The sequence below is a fragment of the Streptomyces triticagri genome (assembly GCF_003429565.1).
Taxonomy (GTDB): domain Bacteria; phylum Actinomycetota; class Actinomycetes; order Streptomycetales; family Streptomycetaceae; genus Streptomyces; species Streptomyces triticagri.
The window spans coordinates 1-18,277 of the sequence record NZ_QUAK01000119.1 but is presented as its reverse complement, the minus strand read 5'-3'; the positions used below and the strand labels follow the sequence as shown (position 1 = coordinate 18,277).

Annotated in this window: 16 protein-coding genes; 11 read left to right on the top strand and 5 right to left on the bottom strand. The window is 71.0% G+C overall.

All coding sequences use genetic code 11. The annotated features are described in order from the left end of the window. Window positions 1–253: 253 nt before the first annotated feature. Window positions 254–1,273, top strand: coding sequence for a LacI family DNA-binding transcriptional regulator (locus tag DY218_RS21955; protein ID WP_128557837.1), 1,020 nt, complete (start codon window positions 254–256; stop codon window positions 1,271–1,273). Window positions 1,274–1,283: 10 nt separating this feature from the next. Here the strand turns inward: DY218_RS21955 and DY218_RS21950 are convergent, their stop codons facing one another. After that, window positions 1,284–2,585: a M6 family metalloprotease domain-containing protein gene (locus DY218_RS21950; RefSeq protein WP_128557836.1), complete on the bottom strand. Its 1,302-nt coding sequence runs from the start codon at window positions 2,583–2,585 to the stop codon at window positions 1,284–1,286. Between the two features lie 285 nt (window positions 2,586–2,870). Between DY218_RS21950 and DY218_RS21945 the strand changes: the two genes are divergently transcribed. Both DY218_RS21945 and DY218_RS21940 read left to right on the top strand, forming a co-directional pair. Next, on the top strand, window positions 2,871–3,527 hold the full coding sequence (locus DY218_RS21945) for a TetR/AcrR family transcriptional regulator (protein WP_128557835.1): 657 nt from the start codon (window positions 2,871–2,873) through the stop codon (window positions 3,525–3,527). Between the two features lie 145 nt (window positions 3,528–3,672). Further along, window positions 3,673–5,238: an MFS transporter gene (locus tag DY218_RS21940; protein WP_128557834.1), complete on the top strand. Its 1,566-nt coding sequence runs from the start codon at window positions 3,673–3,675 to the stop codon at window positions 5,236–5,238. Between the two features lie 29 nt (window positions 5,239–5,267). On the opposite strand, the gene DY218_RS21935 is transcribed toward DY218_RS21940, so the two are convergent. After that, window positions 5,268–5,768, bottom strand: coding sequence for a MarR family winged helix-turn-helix transcriptional regulator (locus DY218_RS21935; RefSeq protein ID WP_128557833.1), 501 nt, complete (start codon window positions 5,766–5,768; stop codon window positions 5,268–5,270). Between the two features lie 160 nt (window positions 5,769–5,928). Here DY218_RS21935 and DY218_RS21930 point away from each other — a divergent pair, with 160 nt between their 5' ends. Further along, entirely contained in the window at window positions 5,929–6,726 is a 798-nt protein-coding gene (locus tag DY218_RS21930; protein WP_233521792.1) for a dioxygenase family protein, read from the top strand. Between the two features lie 40 nt (window positions 6,727–6,766). Here the strand turns inward: DY218_RS21930 and DY218_RS21925 are convergent, their stop codons facing one another. After that, window positions 6,767–7,444, bottom strand: coding sequence for a Uma2 family endonuclease (locus tag DY218_RS21925; RefSeq protein ID WP_128557832.1), 678 nt, complete (start codon window positions 7,442–7,444; stop codon window positions 6,767–6,769). A 669-nt stretch (window positions 7,445–8,113) separates the two neighbouring features. Between DY218_RS21925 and DY218_RS21920 the strand changes: the two genes are divergently transcribed. After that, window positions 8,114–9,151: a sigma-70 family RNA polymerase sigma factor gene (locus tag DY218_RS21920; protein ID WP_128557831.1), complete on the top strand. Its 1,038-nt coding sequence runs from the start codon at window positions 8,114–8,116 to the stop codon at window positions 9,149–9,151. A 215-nt stretch (window positions 9,152–9,366) separates the two neighbouring features. On the opposite strand, the gene DY218_RS21915 is transcribed toward DY218_RS21920, so the two are convergent. Beyond that, window positions 9,367–10,371, bottom strand: a complete 1,005-nt coding sequence (locus DY218_RS21915) for a helix-turn-helix transcriptional regulator (protein WP_128557830.1) — start codon at window positions 10,369–10,371, stop codon at window positions 9,367–9,369. 61 nt (window positions 10,372–10,432) lie between these two features. Here DY218_RS21915 and DY218_RS21910 point away from each other — a divergent pair, with 61 nt between their 5' ends. From DY218_RS21910 to DY218_RS21885, 6 genes are all read left to right on the top strand, one after another. Further along, the gene (locus DY218_RS21910; protein WP_128557829.1) at window positions 10,433–11,977 is read left to right on the top strand and encodes an MFS transporter; all 1,545 of its coding nucleotides are present in this window, start codon (window positions 10,433–10,435) and stop codon (window positions 11,975–11,977) included. Window positions 11,978–12,111: 134 nt separating this feature from the next. Then, the gene (locus DY218_RS21905) at window positions 12,112–12,873 is read left to right on the top strand and encodes a DeoR/GlpR family DNA-binding transcription regulator (RefSeq protein WP_128557828.1); all 762 of its coding nucleotides are present in this window, start codon (window positions 12,112–12,114) and stop codon (window positions 12,871–12,873) included. Window positions 12,874–13,002: 129 nt separating this feature from the next. Then, on the top strand, window positions 13,003–13,950 hold the full coding sequence (pfkB, locus tag DY218_RS21900; protein WP_128557827.1) for a 1-phosphofructokinase: 948 nt from the start codon (window positions 13,003–13,005) through the stop codon (window positions 13,948–13,950). A 187-nt stretch (window positions 13,951–14,137) separates the two neighbouring features. Beyond that, on the top strand, window positions 14,138–16,189 hold the full coding sequence (locus tag DY218_RS21895; protein ID WP_128557826.1) for a PTS fructose transporter subunit IIABC: 2,052 nt from the start codon (window positions 14,138–14,140) through the stop codon (window positions 16,187–16,189). Between the two features lie 251 nt (window positions 16,190–16,440). Further along, entirely contained in the window at window positions 16,441–17,319 is an 879-nt protein-coding gene (locus tag DY218_RS21890; protein ID WP_128557825.1) for a DUF6227 family protein, read from the top strand. A gap of 123 nt (window positions 17,320–17,442) precedes the next feature. Further along, window positions 17,443–17,823, top strand: a complete 381-nt coding sequence (locus DY218_RS21885) for a VOC family protein (protein WP_128557824.1) — start codon at window positions 17,443–17,445, stop codon at window positions 17,821–17,823. Between the two features lie 81 nt (window positions 17,824–17,904). Here DY218_RS21885 and DY218_RS21880 read toward each other — a convergent pair. Further along, window positions 17,905–18,277: P1 family peptidase (locus DY218_RS21880; protein WP_199566821.1), on the bottom strand; the 373-nt coding region annotated here is incomplete at its 5' end.

Here is an 18,277-nt window from a genome sequence, read left to right as displayed (position 1 = left end):
CGACCGCTGCCTCGCGGTGCCGGGTTCCGCAGGAACGTAACAAGGATGAAAGACGACGGAAAGACCTTGCGGGAATTTTCTGCAAGGTCTGCGGGCCGGTTCGTCCGGCCGAAATCCGGGCGGATCGGACGAGTCGGGTACGCGGATTGCGCACGGCGGCCGTGCCGGGGCGGGTGGCGAGGTGTACGACGGCGGGCGTCGAGGGGTGCGACGTGGTGGGCAAGACGGCGCACGGCCGGTAGGGTCCCGTGCTGTGACCGCGCGGCTCGCCGACATCGCAGCGCAGGCGGGGGTCAGCGAAGCCACAGTCAGCCGCGTGCTCAACGGCAAGCCCGGTGTGGCCGCGGCCACCCGCGAATCCGTCCTTGCCGCACTCGACGTGCTCGGCTACGAACGCCCGGTCAAGCTGCGCCGCCGCAGCGCGGGCCTCGTCGGACTCATCACGCCGGAGCTGGACAATCCGATCTTCCCCGCCCTGGCCCAGGTCATCGGCCAGGCCCTGACCCGGCAGGGCTACACCCCGGTGCTCGCCACCCAGACCCCCGGCGGATCCACCGAGGACGAGCTCACCGAGATGCTGGTGGAGCGCGGCGTCTGCGGAATCATCTTCGTCTCCGGCCTGCACGCCGACACCACCGCCGACACCCGCCGCTACGACCGGCTGCGCGGCCTCGGCGTACCGCATGTGATGATCAACGGCTTCTCGTCGAAGGTGAAGGCGCCCTTCGTCTCGCCCGACGACCGGGCCGCGATGGAGCTGGCCGTGAAGCATCTGGCCGCTCTCGGCCACACCCGGATCGGTCTTGCGGTCGGGCCTGCAAGATTCGTGCCGGTCTTGCGCAAGGTGGAGGGCTTCCGGCAGAGCCTGCAGAGCACCCTCGGAATCGGCCCGAAGGACTCCGAACAGCTCGTCCAGCACTCGCTGTTCACCCTCGAGGGCGGCCAGGCCGCCGCGGGCGTCCTGCTCGACCAGGGTTGTACGGCGGTGGTGTGCGCGAGCGACATGATGGCGCTCGGCGCGGTGCGTGCGGTGCGGCGCCGCGGACTCGACGTACCGGACGACGTCTCGGTGGTGGGCTTCGACGACTCCCAGCTGATCGCCTTCACCGACCCGCCGCTGACCACCATCCGGCAGCCGGTGCAGTCGATGGGCCAGGCCGCGGTGCGGGCCCTGCTCGAAGAGGTCGACGGCGAGCCCGCCCCGCACACCGAGTTCGTCTTCCTGCCGGAGCTCGTGGTGCGCGGCTCCACGGCGGCCGTGCGGTCCTCCTGAGGTACACGCCCTAGGGACGGGTGACGCGGACCCGGTAAGTGCCTTCCGTGGAGGCCGAGTCGACGGTGATCCGTACGCCGGTCTTCTTGTCCGTGTAGGTCTCGCCGGGGGAGTACGGGGCGTCCGACAGCTCGGCGTGGACATTGGGGCGGCGGGTGCAACCCCCGCTGTCCTTGGTCGAGTCGGAGACGTTGACCGGTCCCTGGCCGGTGTCGACGTCGGCGTCGACCCGGTAGACCAGGACACCGGGTTTGCACACCGCCTCGTCGTTGCCGCCCGGGACGCGCACCTCGGCCGCGATGCCGGTGCGTTCGCTCAGCGGGACGAAGGCGATCTTGGTGCCGCCCTCGGTGGGCAGCGGCTCCAGGACGTGCTCGGTGGTGCCCGGATTGGCGGCGCAGCTGATCTGGTGGTCGTCGAGCCAGCCCAGCTTCCACTTGTGCCAGCCCAGCAGATCGTTGTTGGCCCCCCAGTCCTCGCTCATGATGTCCCAGTGGCCGACCGCGCCGCCGCCGTCGGCGGTGTAGAGGTCGGGCAGCCCGAAGACATGGCCGTTCTCGTGCGGCAGTACGCGGTATCCGGTCTCGCGGTACGAACCGGAGCCGTCGTCCTGGCGGCTGTACACGAACGAGGCGTTGGAGATCGGGACTCCGTCGGCGACCGGCGCCTCGTGATTGCCCGCGAACGTCACCGAGAGGACGGTGTCGAGCGCCGACGGACCCGCGTTGGGCGTCATCAGGATGTTGACCAGGTCGTAGCGCCGGAAGTCCACCTCGGGGTCGGCGGCCTGCACGATGTCCTCGACGAGGCGCCGGTAGCCGGGGTCGAAGGGGGCGCCGCGCTCTATCCCGTAGTCGGCGAAGGACAGCGGCATCCGCAGCCAGTCCTTGATGGGCGCCTCGGGCCGGTAGTCGAGCCGGCCGTACGAGCTGGTGCGGAACCATTTCTGGGTCTGCGGGAAGAATTCGCCGAGCCGGTCGGTGGCGGAGCCCTCGCCCCGTGCGTCGGAGAAGTCGATCATCAGGTTGAGGGCGCGGACCTGGCCGGTGGAGCGGGAGTAGCCGGGTGCGGTGGGCACGCCCTCGGACATCTGGACGCCCATCGTGCCGCTGATCATGCAGGGGCCGAGGGCCGTGGCCCGGGCGGCGGCGATCGGGCCCGCCGCGGTGTGTGAGTCGGGAAGCAGCTGTCCTGCGCTGGCCGAGAGGCTCACCGAGAGGCCGAGGGTTATCGCCGCGGTGAGTGCCGTACGGCGTCGGGGCCTGAGGCTTCGCGGGCACGCCCTGGATATCCAGCGGGGGGACAGCTGCATGCGGTGCCCTTCCGTTTCGCGGCAGCCGGAGCGCGACTCGGCTGCTCTCACAGGTCGATCGGTCCCCCTGTCGATCACCTTCTGCCGCGGCGTGTCGGAGCGCTCGCTGAGTGCGACCGATCGAGGGGCGGCCCGCGGAGAGCACCCAGGAAGGTGTGAGTCAGGTCACAGGAAGGTGCGAAATAACCGGGGAAGGTCTCCCCGTTTGCATGGGTGTCCTCGCGAAACGGGGACGGATTCCCCGCATAGCCGGTCCAGGCCGGCCAGTCGTACAGGAGAGCCGCAGTGGTCACCGCAACCGGACGCACGCGCAAGGTCCCCCGCCCGCGGGCCGACGCCCTGCGCAATCGGGAGCGCATCGTGGCCGCCGCGCGCGAGGTGTTCGTCGAGTTCGGACCCGAGGTCCCGCTCGACGAGATCGCCCGCCGCGCGGAGGTCGGGAACGCCACGCTGTACCGGCACTTCGCGGACCGCGGGGAACTCATCAGGGAAGTCGTCTGCACGGTGATGGACCGCGCATCGGTCCAGGCCGAGCGGGCGCTCGCGGAGGAGTCCGACGCGTTCGAGGCGCTCGGCCGCTTCGTGCATGCCGCGGCCGACGAGCGGATCGGTGCCCTGTGCCCGATGCTCGCCGGCGACTTCGAGCGTCACCACCGCGACCACTCGGACCTCGACGAGGCGCGGATGCGTCTCGAGGGGATGGTCGAGGAGCTGATGGAGCAGGCCCGCGCGGCCGGACAGCTGCGGCCCGACGTGGCGGTGGGCGACCTGATGGTCGCGCTCTCCCAGCTCACCCGTCCGCTGCCCGGCATCGGATGCCCGGGCATCGACCGGTTCGTGCACCGTCATCTGCAGCTGTTCCTCGACGGGCTGCGGGCACCCGCACTCTCTGCGCTGCCCGGCGCCCCGGCCACCCTGGAGGACCTCAGGCGCGAGGCCTGACCTGACCGAGACCCCTCAACCGTCCGCGCCACGAGCGGCGGACCCCGACAGCGAACTCAGCAACCGCGGTCAGTGACGCCCGCGGCCGTATCAAGACGATTTCTCACGCTTTTTCATGCGACGACGTACCGAGGTGGGTACCCCCATGTCCGAAACAGCCCCCAACCCGTCCCCGGCGCTCTCCAAGCCGCCGGCGGCCGAACCCGATCCCAGGCGCTGGAAGGCGCTTGTCTTCATAGCACTCGCCCAGCTGATGGTCGTGCTCGACGCGACCATCGTGAACATCGCCCTGCCCTCCGCCCAGCAGGACCTGGGCATCTCCGACGGCAACCGCCAGTGGGTCATCACGGCCTATGCGCTGGCCTTCGGTGGACTGCTCCTGTTCGGCGGCCGGATCGCCGACCTGTGGGGGCGCAAGCGCACCTTCGTCACCGGCCTCGTCGGCTTCGCCGCCGCCTCCGCGCTCGGCGGTGCGGCCACCGGCGAAGCCATGATGCTCGGCGCCCGCGCCCTGCAGGGTGTCTTCGGCGCGCTGCTCGCGCCCGCCGCGCTCTCGCTGCTCGCGGTCATGTTCACCGAGGCCAAGGAGCGTGCCAAGGCCTTCGGCATCTACGGTGCGATCGCCGGTGGCGGTGGCGCCGTCGGCCTGATCCTTGGCGGCTTCCTCACCGAGTACCTGGACTGGCGCTGGACCTTCTATGTGAACGTCCCCTTCGCGATCATCGCCGCCGCCGGTGCGTACTTCGTGATCCGTGAGCCGGCCGGCTCGCGCAACCGCTCCCCGCTCGACATCCCCGGCGTGATCCTCTCCACCCTCGGCCTGGTCGCCCTGGTCTACGGATTCACCCGCGCCGAGTCCGAGGGCTGGTCGGACAGCGTCACCATCGGCATGTTCGTCGCCTCGGCCGTACTGCTGCTCGCCTTCGTCGCCGTGGAGGCGCGGGTCAAGTCGCCGCTGCTCCCGCTGCGCGTGCTCACCGAGCGCAACCGCGGCGGCGTGTATCTGTCGCTCGGCCTCGCGGTCATCGGAATGTTCGGTGTGTTCCTGTTCCTGACCTACTACCTGCAGGTCGTGCAGGGCTACTCGCCGGTGAAGACCGGCTTCGCCTTCCTGCCGATGGTGGCGGGCATGATCACCGGCTCGACGCAGATCGGTGCCCGTCTGATGACGCGCGTCCAGCCGCGCCTCCTGATGGGTCCCGGATTCCTGGTCGGCGCCCTCGGCATGCTGCTGCTGACCCAGATGAAGATCGACTCCTCGTACCCGGCCCTGATCCTGCCTGCGCTACTGCTGCTCGGTCTCGGTCTCGGTACGGCCTTCATGCCGGCCATGTCCCTGGCCACGCACGGAGTCGAGGCGCGGGACGCCGGCGTCGCCTCGGCGATGGTGAACACCTCGCAGCAGGTCGGCGGCGCGATCGGCACCGCGCTCCTGAACACCGTCGCCGCCTCCGCGACCACCGCCTATCTGACCGCGCACGCGGCGGACGCCACCACCCCGGCGGCACAGCAGCTGCTGCAGGCGCAGGCGATGGTGGACGGCTACAGCAGCGCGATCTGGTGGGCCGTCGGCATCCTCGTGGTGGCCTCCGCCATCGCCCTGACCTTCGTCAACGCCGGCCACCAGGGCGGCGCGGGCGAGGTCACGGGCTCGGCGAAGGACGGCGAGGCCGCGGCGGACGAGGTCAAGGTGCCCGTCGTGGCGCACTGAGCCACGGCCCCGGCCGCGCGGTGTGAACGTCAGCGCAGCCAGGGCAGATCCGCTCCGGCCTCGGCCGGCTGCAGTCCCTCGGCGATGATCTGCATGATCTCGCCGAGGGACTTCTGCTGTTCGGGAGTGAGCCGGTCGAAGATCGCCTGGCGGACCGCTGCCACATGGCCCGGCGCCGCACGCCTGAGCACCTCCATGCCCTCGTCGGTGAGGATCGCGTTCTGCCCGCGCTTGTCGGAGGGGCAGTCCTCGCGGCGGACCCAGCCCGACTTCTCCAGACGGGCCACCGCGTGCGAGAGCCGGGAGCGGGTGATCTTGGCGTTCCTGGCCAGCTCCGTCATGCGCATCGTGCGGCGGGGGGCTTGGGACAGATGGACCAGTAGGCCGTAGTAGACGTGCGGCATCCGGGCGTCGCGCTGCAACTGCCGGTCGAGATGGTCCTCGAGGAGCGTGCTGGCGTGCAGATACGCCAGCCAGGTGCGCCGTTCCTCGTCGTTGAGCCAGCGCGGGCCCTCGTTGTGCTTGGTCATGTCTCCCACTGTACGAAGAACTTCTTGAAACTTGAACGAAATGGCGGGGTGGAGTACTGTCGAGTAGAGATTGAATATTCAAGTAAGCCGAGCGTGAGGGATCAGGCGGACCACCCGGTCCTCGGGCCCGGTCTCAGCGATTGTGCAGGCGGGAGCAGACATGAATGCCATCCAGGAACGCCCCGGCGTCGGGCGGATGCCCGCGCTCTACCTGAGCCATGGCGCCCCTCCGCTCGCCGACGACGCCCTGTGGCCGGGTCAACTCGCCGCCTGGTCCGCCGAATTGCCCCGGCCGACCGCGATCCTGATGGTCTCCGCGCACTGGGAAGAGGCTCCGCTCGCCCTCGGGGCCGTCGAGACGCGCCCGCTCGTATACGACTTCTGGGGCTTCCCCGAGCACTACTACCAGGTGACCTACGCGGCACCGGGTGCGCCCCGACTGGCCGACTCCGTACGCAAGTTGCTCAGCGACGCCGGCACTCCCGTGCAGGACGTCCCGGACCGCGGCCTCGACCACGGCGCCTACGTCCCGCTCGTCGAGATGTACCCCGACGCCGACATCCCCGTGCTCCAGATCTCGCTGCCCACGCTCGACCCGGAGCGCCTGATGGACGTCGGCCGCCGGCTCGCACCGCTGCGCGACGAGGGTGTGCTGATCGTCGGCAGTGGCTTCTTCACGCACAATCTGGCGGCGCTGCGGCAGGGCGGAATCCCGTCCTGGTCCGCGGAGTTCGACGCCTGGGGCGGTGCGGCGCTCGCGGCCGGCGACGTGGACGCACTGCTCGACTTCACCCACCGGTCCCCGGCCGGCCTCCTTGCGCATCCGCGCACCGAACACTTCGCCCCCCTCTTCGTCACCCTGGGCGCGGCGGACGCCACCGGTGACCTCGACACCCACCGCCCGGTCATCGACGGCTTCTGGATGGGGCTTGCGAAGCGGTCTGTGCAGTTCGGGTGAGGTCTGCGACTGCGGTCTGTCCTGTCGGCCGGCGTCGGCCCTACTTCTCGGCGCTCGCCTTCGTGGGCTTCGCCGCGAGCGGCCCGGTGATCGCCTCGGTCACGGCGAAGCCCTTGGCAGGGCCGTCCTGGAGGACCACCTCGGTGCCGAAGGGCACTCGATGTATGCCGACCCAGTCGGCCCGATCCGGCTGAGGATCACTGAGGACGGTGACGGTGCCGCGGGCGTCGTGGCTGTCGACGATCACGTAGAGCGGGATGCCGGCCCGGGCGTATTCGCGGCGCTTTCGCTCCCGGTCGCGTCTGCGGCACTCGCGGCCGGGCGAGACGACCTCCACGACCAGACTCACAGCGGAGGCCTTGATGCCCAGGCCGTCCTCGTCGGCGTGAGGCTCGAGGTCTCTGGGGGCGATCAAGACGTCGGGGGTCCAGGCTTTGCGGCCGTGGATGACGTTGGTGTCCTGCAAGGACTGGAACTCGCTCTTGGCGAGGAACAGCACCAGGGATTCCCGTAGACGGTTCACGATCTGGGCGTGGGTCAGGCGGCCGGTGGGCGACACCTCGATGGCTCCCTCGATGATCTCGGCGTGGTAGCCCTCGGGGAGTTCCAGGGTCTTCCATGCCTGCCACAGGACCTCGTCGACGTCGAGTACCGGGGTCGGCGTGAGGTCGGCGTCCGGAGTGATGTCCTCGGGGGCCTTGTGGGCGAGAGCGGTCATGGCGTGCACCTCCTCCTCAAGTGTGGGCGTGGGCGCGCTTGCGGCACAAGCGACAGCGGGACCGTACGGAGGCCGTACAGGTGGACGAAAGCGTTCCGTGATCGATTCACGCGGGGGAGTGAGGCAGGAGCGATTCTGCGGGTCCGCGCCTCGGTGATTGCGTGAGGCTCGTTCGGGAACCCGCCCGGCAGTGGCAACCACAAGGTGCCTGGACTCGTCCTTCTGCAGGGGCGCGCTCCGAGGGGAACGGCAGCGGGGCGTCCGGCGTTGTCGGGGCGTGGGCTGTTCGTGAGGTGCAGCGGGCAGCAGACCCCCGGCTCGTACGCCGGCTGTGACGGTCGTCTCATTCACGACGGGGTGAGAGATGTCCCGAATGGTCCCGCGGCATCCGCTATAGCACTCTGACCTGCGGCGCCGAGGCCCAGGAGTGCGGCCTCCCGGCGCGCGGCGGCACAGGGTACTGCAAGATTCCGAGAATTGATGGACGCCTTGGGAATTCTGTCCGGATTCCAGTCGTTGTTTCCATCGGGTGCGGGTTACCCGAGCAGGGTGGGTCGATCCGCACAGTTCAGACAGTTCAGGCAGCACATCCAGTCAGCAGTTCAGACATCACCGGCCCCGCCCGCTCTCCGCCCAGCCGGAGAGCCCTCGATACGCAAGGGAGCACGCATGGCAACCCGTGCCGTCGCCCGTCGCAAGTCCGCCACAGAGGGCAGCCAGAAGTCCCTCGGCGGCGGGGGTAAGACCGACGCGACAAGCAGGGTTCGCGCCTCGAGCGGCGAGATCGCCGACCGCGACCTGGTCGGGATGTATCTCGACGAGATCGCGCGCACCCCGCTGCTCGACGCGGCCAGGGAGGTCGAGCTGTCGCAGATCATCGAGGCCGGTGTGTACGCCCGGCAGATACTGGACGGGACCCTCGAAGAGCCCAGCAAGTCGGGCGAGGGCGCCACGCCCGAGGAGCTCGAGGCGCTGATCGCCGACGCCGAGCGGGCCAAGGACATCTTCATCCGCTCCAATCTCCGCCTGGTCGTCGCCGTGGCCCGCCGGTACCCGCGCAGCGGCCTCCCGCTGCTCGACCTGATCCAGGAGGGCAATGCGGGCCTGGTCCGCGCCGTCGAGAAGTTCGACTACCGCAAGGGCTTCAAGTTCTCCACGTACGCGACCTGGTGGATCCGGCAGGCCATCACCCGCTCGATCGCCGACCAGTCGCGCACCATCCGGCTCCCCGTCCACCTCGTCGAGGAGCTCGGCCGAATCCGCCGCGTCCAGCGCGAGTTCAACAGGGAGCACGGCCGCGACCCGGAGCACACGGAGATCGCCGAGGAGCTCGGCGCCAAGCCGGAGCGCGTCGCCGACGTCCTCGACTGGGCCCGCGACCCGGTGTCGTTGAACATGTCGGTGGACGACGAGGGCGAGACCCAGTTCGGTGACCTCCTCGAGGACACCTCGGCCGTGTCGCCCGAGCAGTCCGTGCTGACGCTGCTGCGCAGCGAGGAGCTCGACGACCTCATCGGGCGTCTCGACCACCGCACCGCGTCCATCATCAAGATGCGGTACGGCATCGAGGACGGCCGCGAGCGGACCCTGACCGAGGTCGGCAAGGAGCACGGCCTCACGCGTGAGCGGATCCGGCAGATCGAGAAGCATGCGCTTCTTGAACTGAAGCGGTTGGCCCGCGACACGGGATTCGACGCGGCGGCGTAGTCGGGCTGTCGCCCTCCATATAGCCGAGTCCCGGTGCCCACCCCCCCGGCGCCGGGGCTCACCCCTGTTCGGGCGTCCGTGTGCAGCCCCCCGGCGCTGCGCGTCTTGTCCTCAGTCGCCGGACGGGCTTGATTTCCGGCGCTGCGCGCCTTGTCCTCAGTCGCCGGACGGGCTCTATTTGCCGCCGGACAGGCTTGATTGCCGCCGGACGGGCTCTATTTGCCGCCGGACGGGCTTCTGTGGGGTGGGCTTGAGTTGGTCGGGACGGCTCGTACCAGCCGTGCGCCCAACTGCTCGATGTGGGCGATCAGTTCGGTAGGCGCGTGGACCGTGAAGTCGACACCGACCAAGGTGAGCCGCAGCGTCAGCCACTCGATCGCATCGCCCGCCGTCGCCCGCAGCCGGCAGCTGTCCGCGTCCACCGGCTCCGGAACCCCGATCGCCGCCGGGATCCGCGCCGCCACCACCTCCGCCGGCGCCTCGAACGTCACATCGATCTCGTACGAGGTCTGCTGACGCTGCATCGAACGCCGCGTGTACTCCGCCGCATCCCCGCCCGGCAGCTCCCTCGGCGAGAAGCGCGCGCCCGTCGCGAAGGGATCCGAGACCCGGTCCACCCGGAAGGTCCGCCAGTCCTCGCGCTCCAGGTCGTACGCCACCAGGTACCAGCGGCGGCCCGTCGAGACGAGGCGGTACGGCTCGACGAGCCGGCGCGAGTCGGTCCCGTCACCCGCGCGATAGCCGAATCGCAGCCGCTCGTGCCCACTGCAGGCCGAGGCGAGCACGGTCAGCGTCTCCGTCGGGATCGTCGGCCCGTCGCCCCCGATGAGCGGAGTCGTCGCGGACTGCAGGGTCGTCACACGGTGCCGCAGCCGCGAGGGCAGCACCTGCTCGAGCTTCGCGAGCGCACGTACCGAGGCCTCTTCCACACCTTCCACCGCATGGCCCGCGCCCGCGCGCAGTCCGACCGCGATCGCCACCGCCTCCTCGTCGTCTAGCACGAGCGGCGGCATCGCCTTGCCCGCGACCAGGCGGTATCCGCCCTCGACGCCCATGGTCGCCTGCACCGGATAGCCGAGCTCGCGCAGCCGGTCGATGTCGCGGCGGACCGTGCGCCGGGAGACCCCGAGCCGCCCGGCGAGCTCGCCGCCCGGCCATTCGCGCGGAGTCTGCAGCAGAGAGAGGAGCTGGAGGAGCCGTGCCGGAGTATCCGTCGTCATGCCGTCAGAATGCCGCAGAACAAGGACATCATCCGACCTACATGGCTTCTAGTTTTCCGGCATGACCTCTCGCACCTCTCATGCACCAGCCACCTTCGACGCGTCGCCGCCTTCGGACCGGCGCCGCTGGTTCGCCCTCGCCATCGTGATGACCGCGGCCTTCATGGACCTCGTCGACGTCACGATCGTCAACATCGCGATTCCCTCGATCCAGCGCGACACCGGGGCCTCCTTCGGCCAGATCCAGTGGATCACCGCGGGATACGCGCTCGCCTTCGCGGCCGGCCTGATCACCGGCGGGCGGCTCGGCGACATCCACGGCCGGAAGCGGATCTTCCTGATCGGCGTCGCGGGCTTCACCGCCGCATCCGCGCTCTGCGGCTTCGCCGGCAGCCCGGAGATGCTCGTCGCCTCGCGGATCCTGCAGGGCGCCACCGCGGCCCTGATGGTCCCGCAGGTCCTGTCGATCGTGCACGCCACCTTCCCGGCGCACGAACGCGGCAAGGTCTTCGGCCTGTTCGGCGCCATCGTCGGTCTCGGTGCGGTCTCCGGGCCGCTGCTCGGCGCGCTGCTCACCGAGGGTGACCTGTTCGGCCTCGGCTGGCGTCCGATCTTCCTGATCAATCTGCCCGTCGGTATCGCGGCGCTGGTCCTCGGCCGCACGTACATCCTCGAGTCCCGCGCCCCGAAGGCGCTGCGCCTCGACCTCGTCGGAGTCGCGCTCGTCACCGTCGCCCTGCTGATGCTGTTCTATCCGCTGACCCGCGGCCGCGAGCTGGACTGGCCGCTGTGGGGGTACGCCCTGATGGCCGGCGCCCTGGTCGTCCTCGCCGTACTGGTCGCGTACGAGAGGCGGAAGACGGTGCGGGACGGGTCGCCGCTCATCGAGCTGTCGCTGTTCCGGGTCAAGAGCTTCAGTGCCGGTATCGCCGTGCAGCTGACCTTCGGTATCGCCCTCGGCATCTTCTTCCTGGTGTGGACGCTCTATCTGCAGTACGGGCTCGGCTGGAGCGCGCTGCATGCGGGGCTCACCGGAGTGCCGTTCTCCGTCGCGGTATCGGTGGCGGCCGGGATCTCCGTACAGAAGCTGGTCCCGCGCTTCGGCCGCAAGGTGCTGCAGGGCGGGGCGCTGATCATGGCGTCCGGTGTGCTGCAGTACCTCTGGGAGGCCGGGCGGTACGGCGCCGGGATCTCGTCCTGGCAGATGGCGCCGCCGCTCGTGGTGATGGGCGTCGGGATGGGCCTGATCGTGGCGCCGCTGACCGACGCCGTGCTCTCCGACGTGCCGCGTGAGCACTCCGGCTCGGCCTCCGGGCTGGTCAACACGACGATGCAGATGGGCAATGCGCTCGGGCTCGGCCTGGTGTCGGTGGTGTTCTTCGGAGTGATCGACGAGCCGCTTGCGCCCGCTGCCGTCGGACCCGCGTTCGTGTCCGCCTTCGAGAATGCGCTCGGCTGGGTGGCCGGGGTGCTCGGGGCGATCTTCCTGGTGATGTTCGCGCTGCCGTCGCGGGGTGCGGGGCATGGGGAAGGTGTGGTGGCCGGTGAGGCTGCTGACGACGTCCATCGTGAGGCGGAGGAGAAGGTGACCGTGCCGGCCGGGTGACCCGCCGGACCGTCCGTCCCCGGCCGCTTTTGTTTCGGTCCGCGTCATGCCCGAATGTGTTTACTTCCCGGAAATCTGGTCGTATCTTGGGGAGGGAAACCACATGTTCGGGCATGAAGCGGAGCTGAAACCACATGTACGCACCGGAGCGCCAGCAGGAGATCCTCCGCCTCGCTCGTGACGGCGGCCGGGTGGACGTGCTCTCGCTCGCCGAGGAGTTCCAGGTCACCGCCGAGACCATCCGGCGCGACCTCAAGGCGCTCGACCGCGCCGGCCTCGTCCGCCGTGTGCACGGCGGCGCGATCCCGGCCGGCGCACTCGACTTCGAGCCCGACCTCGCCGAGCGCGAGTCCACCGCGGCCGACGAGAAGGACCGCATCGCGCGCGCCGCCGTGGCGGAGCTGCCCACGGAGGGCAGCGTCATCCTCGACGCCGGTACGACGGTCGCCCGCCTCGCCGGCGCGATCCCCCTCGAATCCGGGCTCACGGTCGTCACCCACGGCCTGCCCGTCGCCGCCCGGCTCGCCGACCACCCCGGCATCCAGCTCCACCTCATCGGCGGCCGCGTCCGCCACCGCACGCGGGCGGCCGTCGACGCCTGGGCCCTGCGCTCCTACGGCGAGATCCGCGCCGATGTCGCCTTCCTCGCGGCCAACGGCTTCTCCGCCGCGGCCGGTCTCACCACCCCCGATCTCGCCGAGGCAGCCGTCAAACGGGCCGCGGCGAACGCGGCCCGCCGCGTCGTCCTGCTCGCCGACTCGGCCAAGCACGGCCAGGAGCACTTCGCCCGCTTCGGCTCACTCGCCGACGTGGACCTGCTCATCACCGACACCGGCCTCGATCCGGGGGAGGCGGAGGCGATCGAGCAGGACGGTACGGAGGTGCTGCGCGTGTAGCCGGGCAGCCGCCTCCGCCCGTGCGCCGGGCCTCTCCACGCCCGGCTCCCCGTCCTCCTCGCACCGCCGATGCCTCGCCGGCCCACCCCGTACGGCAGGCACATCCGCACCACCGGAAGCAGCAGCCGCATGATTCTCACCGTCACCCCGAATCCGTCCCTCGACCGCACCTACGAGGTCCCCGCCCTCGACCGGGGCGAGGTCGTCCGGGCCACCGGCGAGCGCCTGGACCCCGGCGGCAAGGGCGTCAACGTCTCGCGCGCCGTCTCCGCCGCAGGCGTCGCCACCCTCGCCGTGCTCCCGCTCGGCGGCGTACCCGGCGAACTCGTCGCGACGCTGCTGCGTGACCAGGGAATCGTCGCCGTACCCGTGCCGGTGGCCGGCCACACCCGCTCCAACATCTCGGTCGCCGAGCCCGACGGGACCCTCACGAAGATCAACGCCCCGGGGCCCGAACTCTCCGCGGACGAGGCCGAGTCACTGCTCACCGCGGTGGCCGCGGGCTCCCAGGACGCCGACTGGGTCGCCTGCTGCGGCAGCCTCCCGCGCGGCCTCGCGCCCTCCTGGTACGCCGCGCTCGCCGCCCGCGCGCACGAGGCCGGCGCGCGTATCGCCCTCGACACCTCGGGCCCGGCGCTGCTCGCCGCCCTCGCCGAACGCCCCGATGTCGTCAAGCCGAACGCCGAAGAGCTCGCCGAGGCGGTCGGCCGCCCGCTGTCCACCGTCGGCGACGCCGTCAAGGCGGCCGAGGAGCTGCGTGAGCGGGGGGCGCGCGCCGTGCTCGCCAGCCTCGGCGCGGACGGTCAACTCCTGGTCGACGCCACGGGCTTGCACTTCGGCAGCGCTCCGGTGGGCACCGTGCGCAGCAACGTCGGTGCCGGCGACGCCTCGCTCGCCGGATTCCTGGCGGCCGGCGGTACGGGGCCGCAGGCGCTGGCCGCCGCGGTCGCGCACGGCGCCGCCGCGGTGCAGCTGCCCGGCAGTGTGATGCCCACGCCGGCCGACCTGGTGCCCGACGCGGTCACCGTCACCTCCGAAGTCCCCCTGGACCGCGCCCTCATGGAGCCGGCCGCATGAGCCCGGTGGGGGAGCGCGTGGGTGAAGTCCCGTCGGCCTCGAGTCGTACGGGAGCGGTCGTCGTCCCCACCCCGTACACCCTCTTGTCCCAGTACACCCTCTTGTCCCCGTACACCCCCTTGTCCCCGTCCCCCGGTCCTCACCCCGCCCCCGTCCCCGGGGCCGTACGCGTGCGAAGGAGCCCGCGATGAGCGAGATGATCACCGCGGATCTGGTCGATCTCGACCTGTCCGCCGACAGCAAGGAGGCGGCGGCCCGTTCGCTCGCCGAGCGGATGGCCGCCCTCGGCCGGGTCACCGACCTGGACGGCTTCCTTGCGGATGTCGCCGCCCGCGAGGCGCAGATGCCCACCGGCCTGGACGGCGGCATCGGCATACCGCACTGCCGCAGCGCCCATGTCACCGAACCCACCCTCGCGTTCGGCCGCAGCGCCACCGGCATCGACTTCGGCGCCCCCGACGGGCCCGCCGACCTGGTCTTTCTGATCGCCGCCCCGGCCGGTGCCGACAGCGACCATCTGACCATCCTCTCCGCCCTCGCCCGCCGGCTGATGGACGCCGAATTCACCGCCGCCCTGCGCGCGACCGGCGACCCGGCCGAGGCGGCGGCCCTGGTGAGGGGCGAGGACGCCACCGCCGGGTCCGAGGAGCCCGAGGAGCCCGAGGAGTCCGGGGAGGCGGCCTCGGCCGCTCCGGGCGACCAGCCGTTCAGGATCGTCGCCGTCACCTCCTGTCCCACCGGAATCGCCCACACCTACATGGCGGCCGAGTCCCTGGAGAACGCGGGCCGCGACGCGGGCGTCGAACTCGTCGTCGAGACCCAGGGCTCCGCGGGCTTCACCCGCCTCGACCCGACCGTCGTCGCCGCCGCGGACGCGGTGATCTTCGCCCACGACGTACCCGTACGGGAGCGGGAGCGCTTCGCCGGCAAGCCCACCGTGGACGTGGGCGTGAAGGCGGGCATCAACCGCCCGGCCGAACTCGTCGCCGAAGTACGCGAGAAGGCCGCACGCGGCGAGCGCAGCGCCGCCTCGCCCACCCCCGTGGACGCCGCGGGCGACGAGGGCGACGGGTACGGCACCAAGCTCCGCAAGTGGCTGATGTCGGGCGTCAGTTACATGGTCCCGTTCGTCGCCGCGGGAGGCCTGCTCATCGCCCTCGGCTTCGCGATCGGCGGTTACGAGATCGACCAGGCGAAGTCCGTCGCCGAGCACTTCGCCTGGACCGAGGCCGCGAGCTGGGCCGCGCTCCTCTTCCAGACCGGCCAACTCGCCTTCGGTTTCCTGGTCCCCGTGCTCGCCGGATACATCGCCTACGGCATGGCGGACCGGCCCGGCCTCGTACCCGGATTCGTCGGCGGCGCCGTCGCCGTGACCATCGAAGCCGGATTCCTCGGAGGCCTGGTCGCCGGCCTGCTCGCCGGCGCGGTGGTGATGGCGATCCAACGAGTCCGCATACCACCCGTGTTGCGCGGCATCATGCCGGTCGTGGTGATCCCGCTGATCTCGTCCGCGGTCGTCGGATTCCTGATGTTCCTCGTGGTGGGCAAGCCCATCGCATCGCTGCAGGGCGCACTCACCGACTGGCTGGAGAGCCTCACCGGTGCGAACGCCGTCATTCTCGGCGTGATCCTCGGCCTGATGATGTGCTTCGACCTCGGCGGCCCGCTGAACAAGGTGGCCTACGCCTTCGCGGTCGGCGGCCTCGGCGCCGACGCCACGGACGGCAACCTCAAGGTCATGGCCGCCGTCATGGGCGCCGGCATGGTCCCGCCGCTCGCGATGGCGCTCGCCACGACCGTGCGCGGCAAGCTCTTCACCCGTACCGAGCGGGAGAACGGCAAGGCGGCCTGGGTGCTCGGGGCCTCGTTCATCACCGAGGGCGCGATTCCGTTCGCCGCGGCCGATCCGCTCCGGGTGATCCCCGCCTCGATGGCGGGCGGTGCGGTCACCGGTGCGCTGTCGATGAGTTTCGGGGCGACGCTGCAGGCCCCGCACGGTGGCATCTTCGTGGTCCCGCTGATCGGACTGCCCTGGCTCTACTTGGTGGCGGTCGCCGCCGGTACGTGTGTGACGGCCGCCCTTGTCATCGTCCTCAAGGGCATGCGCCGGGAGCCGGCCGGGACCGCGGCCGGAGCGGGCACGGTGCAGGCCGAGCCGGAGACAGGAGCGAAGGGCGGGGCGGGCTCGCCGGACGCAGGAGATGCCGCGGTGAAGGTTCCCGCCTCCGTGGGGCGGTAGTTGAATCCGGGGGTGGCTCGTCCACGGACGAGCGCCCCCGGGCGTGCGCCGTCGCGGCGTTCCCGCTCGCGGCCCCCCTCACGTCGGCTTCCGACCGACCCCGATCACCCTCCCGGTAACGGGAGTTCGGCCCCCGCCTGCGGGAACTCCGGGAAGCTGTCGTACGTTTCCCCGAACACCGGACATGATGTCCGCCGCAGGGACTACGGTGAGCGGTCACAAGGTGACATGCAGCGATGCCGGGAGAAGCCTTGAGCGTTACGTACGAGACCCCCGAGGAGTACCTCAAGCGGCTCCTCGGACGCGCCCTGAACTCCTTCGAGCTGCCCGACGAGACCATATCGAGCCTGGACTCGGCCCTGGCGTACGACAGTTCGCTGCACGCCGCCCACCACACCGCGGGCCTGCACCGCGAGACCCGTCGCCATACCTTCCTCCTCGCGGACGGCCGCGCGCTCACCCTCTGGGAGCTGGCGTACGGCACGACCCAGGGCGGGCCGACGGACCACGAGCTGTACACCGAGTCCGCCCAGGCCGACCTCGCCGCCTCCCGACTGGCCCCGGACCTGGCGGGCGACTCCCAGGCCGATCGCGGCGCGCGCACCGGCACTGCTCCCCGCGGGGACCAGCATCCGGACCGTGCGCCCGGCGATCCGGGAGCCGCGGGCCTGTCACTCGAGCTGGAGCTCGGCGTCGGCGCGGGTCTCGAGCTGGACTTCGACGAGGCCGGGACCCCGCCCCACGCCATCGCGCGGCTGCGTCTCGTCCACCCCGACGTCCGGGACTGGCCCGCGCGCACCTACTCACCCGACGACTCGGCCGACCACGCCCGCCGCCTCCTGCGCCGCGCGGAGAACGCGGACCGGCCCCGGGACCACGTGGCCGAGCAGTTGCGCACCGCGCTCGCCCACCAGATCACCCAGTCCTTCGGCCATCCCTGCGGAAGCGCCACCTCCGGCCTGGGCTGTGCGCTGTACGAGCACGCCTTCCTGCTCACCGACGGCAATGAGCTCAGCCTGTGGGAGCTCGAGCACACCGCCACCCCGGACGGCCGCCACATGTGCGAGGTCTACGAGGACGAGCAGACGGCACGCACGGCGATGGACGCCCGCGCGACCACCCACCGCTGAGGCCGAGGGACTGCCGAGTGACCGCCGAGGAACTGCCGAGTGACTCAGGGGCGGCAGCTCCCGTCCGGAAGCAGCCGGACGCAGTCGAAAGCAGCCCGAAGCAGCCGAAAGTAGAGTGTGCCCATGGCCTGCCGCGTCAGTGAGCTTGTACTGAGTTGCCGTGAGCCCGAGACGCTTGCCCGGTTCTGGTGCGAGGTCCTGGACTTCGTCGTGCTGGACCGCGAGGACGACGGTTCGCTGGAGATCGGACCGCGTGACGGCTTCGGCGGGCCGCAGCCGACGATCATCCTCAGCCGCCGGGACGAGCCCGAGCCGGGCAAATCACGCCTGCACATCGACGTCAACGCCACCGACCGCGACCAGGACGCCGAGCTGGAGCGCCTCCTGAAGCTCGGCGCCCGCCGGGCCGACATCGGTCAGACGGGCGACGAAGGCTGGCACGTACTCGCCGACCCCGAGGGCAATGAATTCTGCTTGCTCAAGAGGCGCCTCGGCCCTCTCTGACGCACGCCGGACCGGCGGTCACGCGCCCGGCCGCCGAGCCCCATCGACCGCCCGGCCGCCGAGCTTCGCACCGACCGCCACTCAGCCGTACAGATCGCGGTACGAGGGGAAGTGCCCGCCCGGCCCGTCCACCGTGTGCGCCGCCAGCACCGCCTTGACCACCGCGCGGGTGACAACATCCGCGCCCGCGGCCAACACCGCATTCACCTCCACCAGTTCGCTCCGTGGGTCCTCGCTGAACGCCCGCTCGCCCGTCGCCAGCGTGAACACCGTGTCCCCGTCATTCAGCAGATGCACCGGCCGTACCGCCCGCGCAAGCCCGTCGTGCGACGTCCCGGCGAGCTTCTGCGCCCGAGCCCGGTCGAGAGCGGCGTCCGTCGCCACCACGGCGAGGGTGGTGTTCAACGCCGGCCGCGAGGCCTGCCCGGCCGGCCGCCGCGCGGCGGCCGCGGCC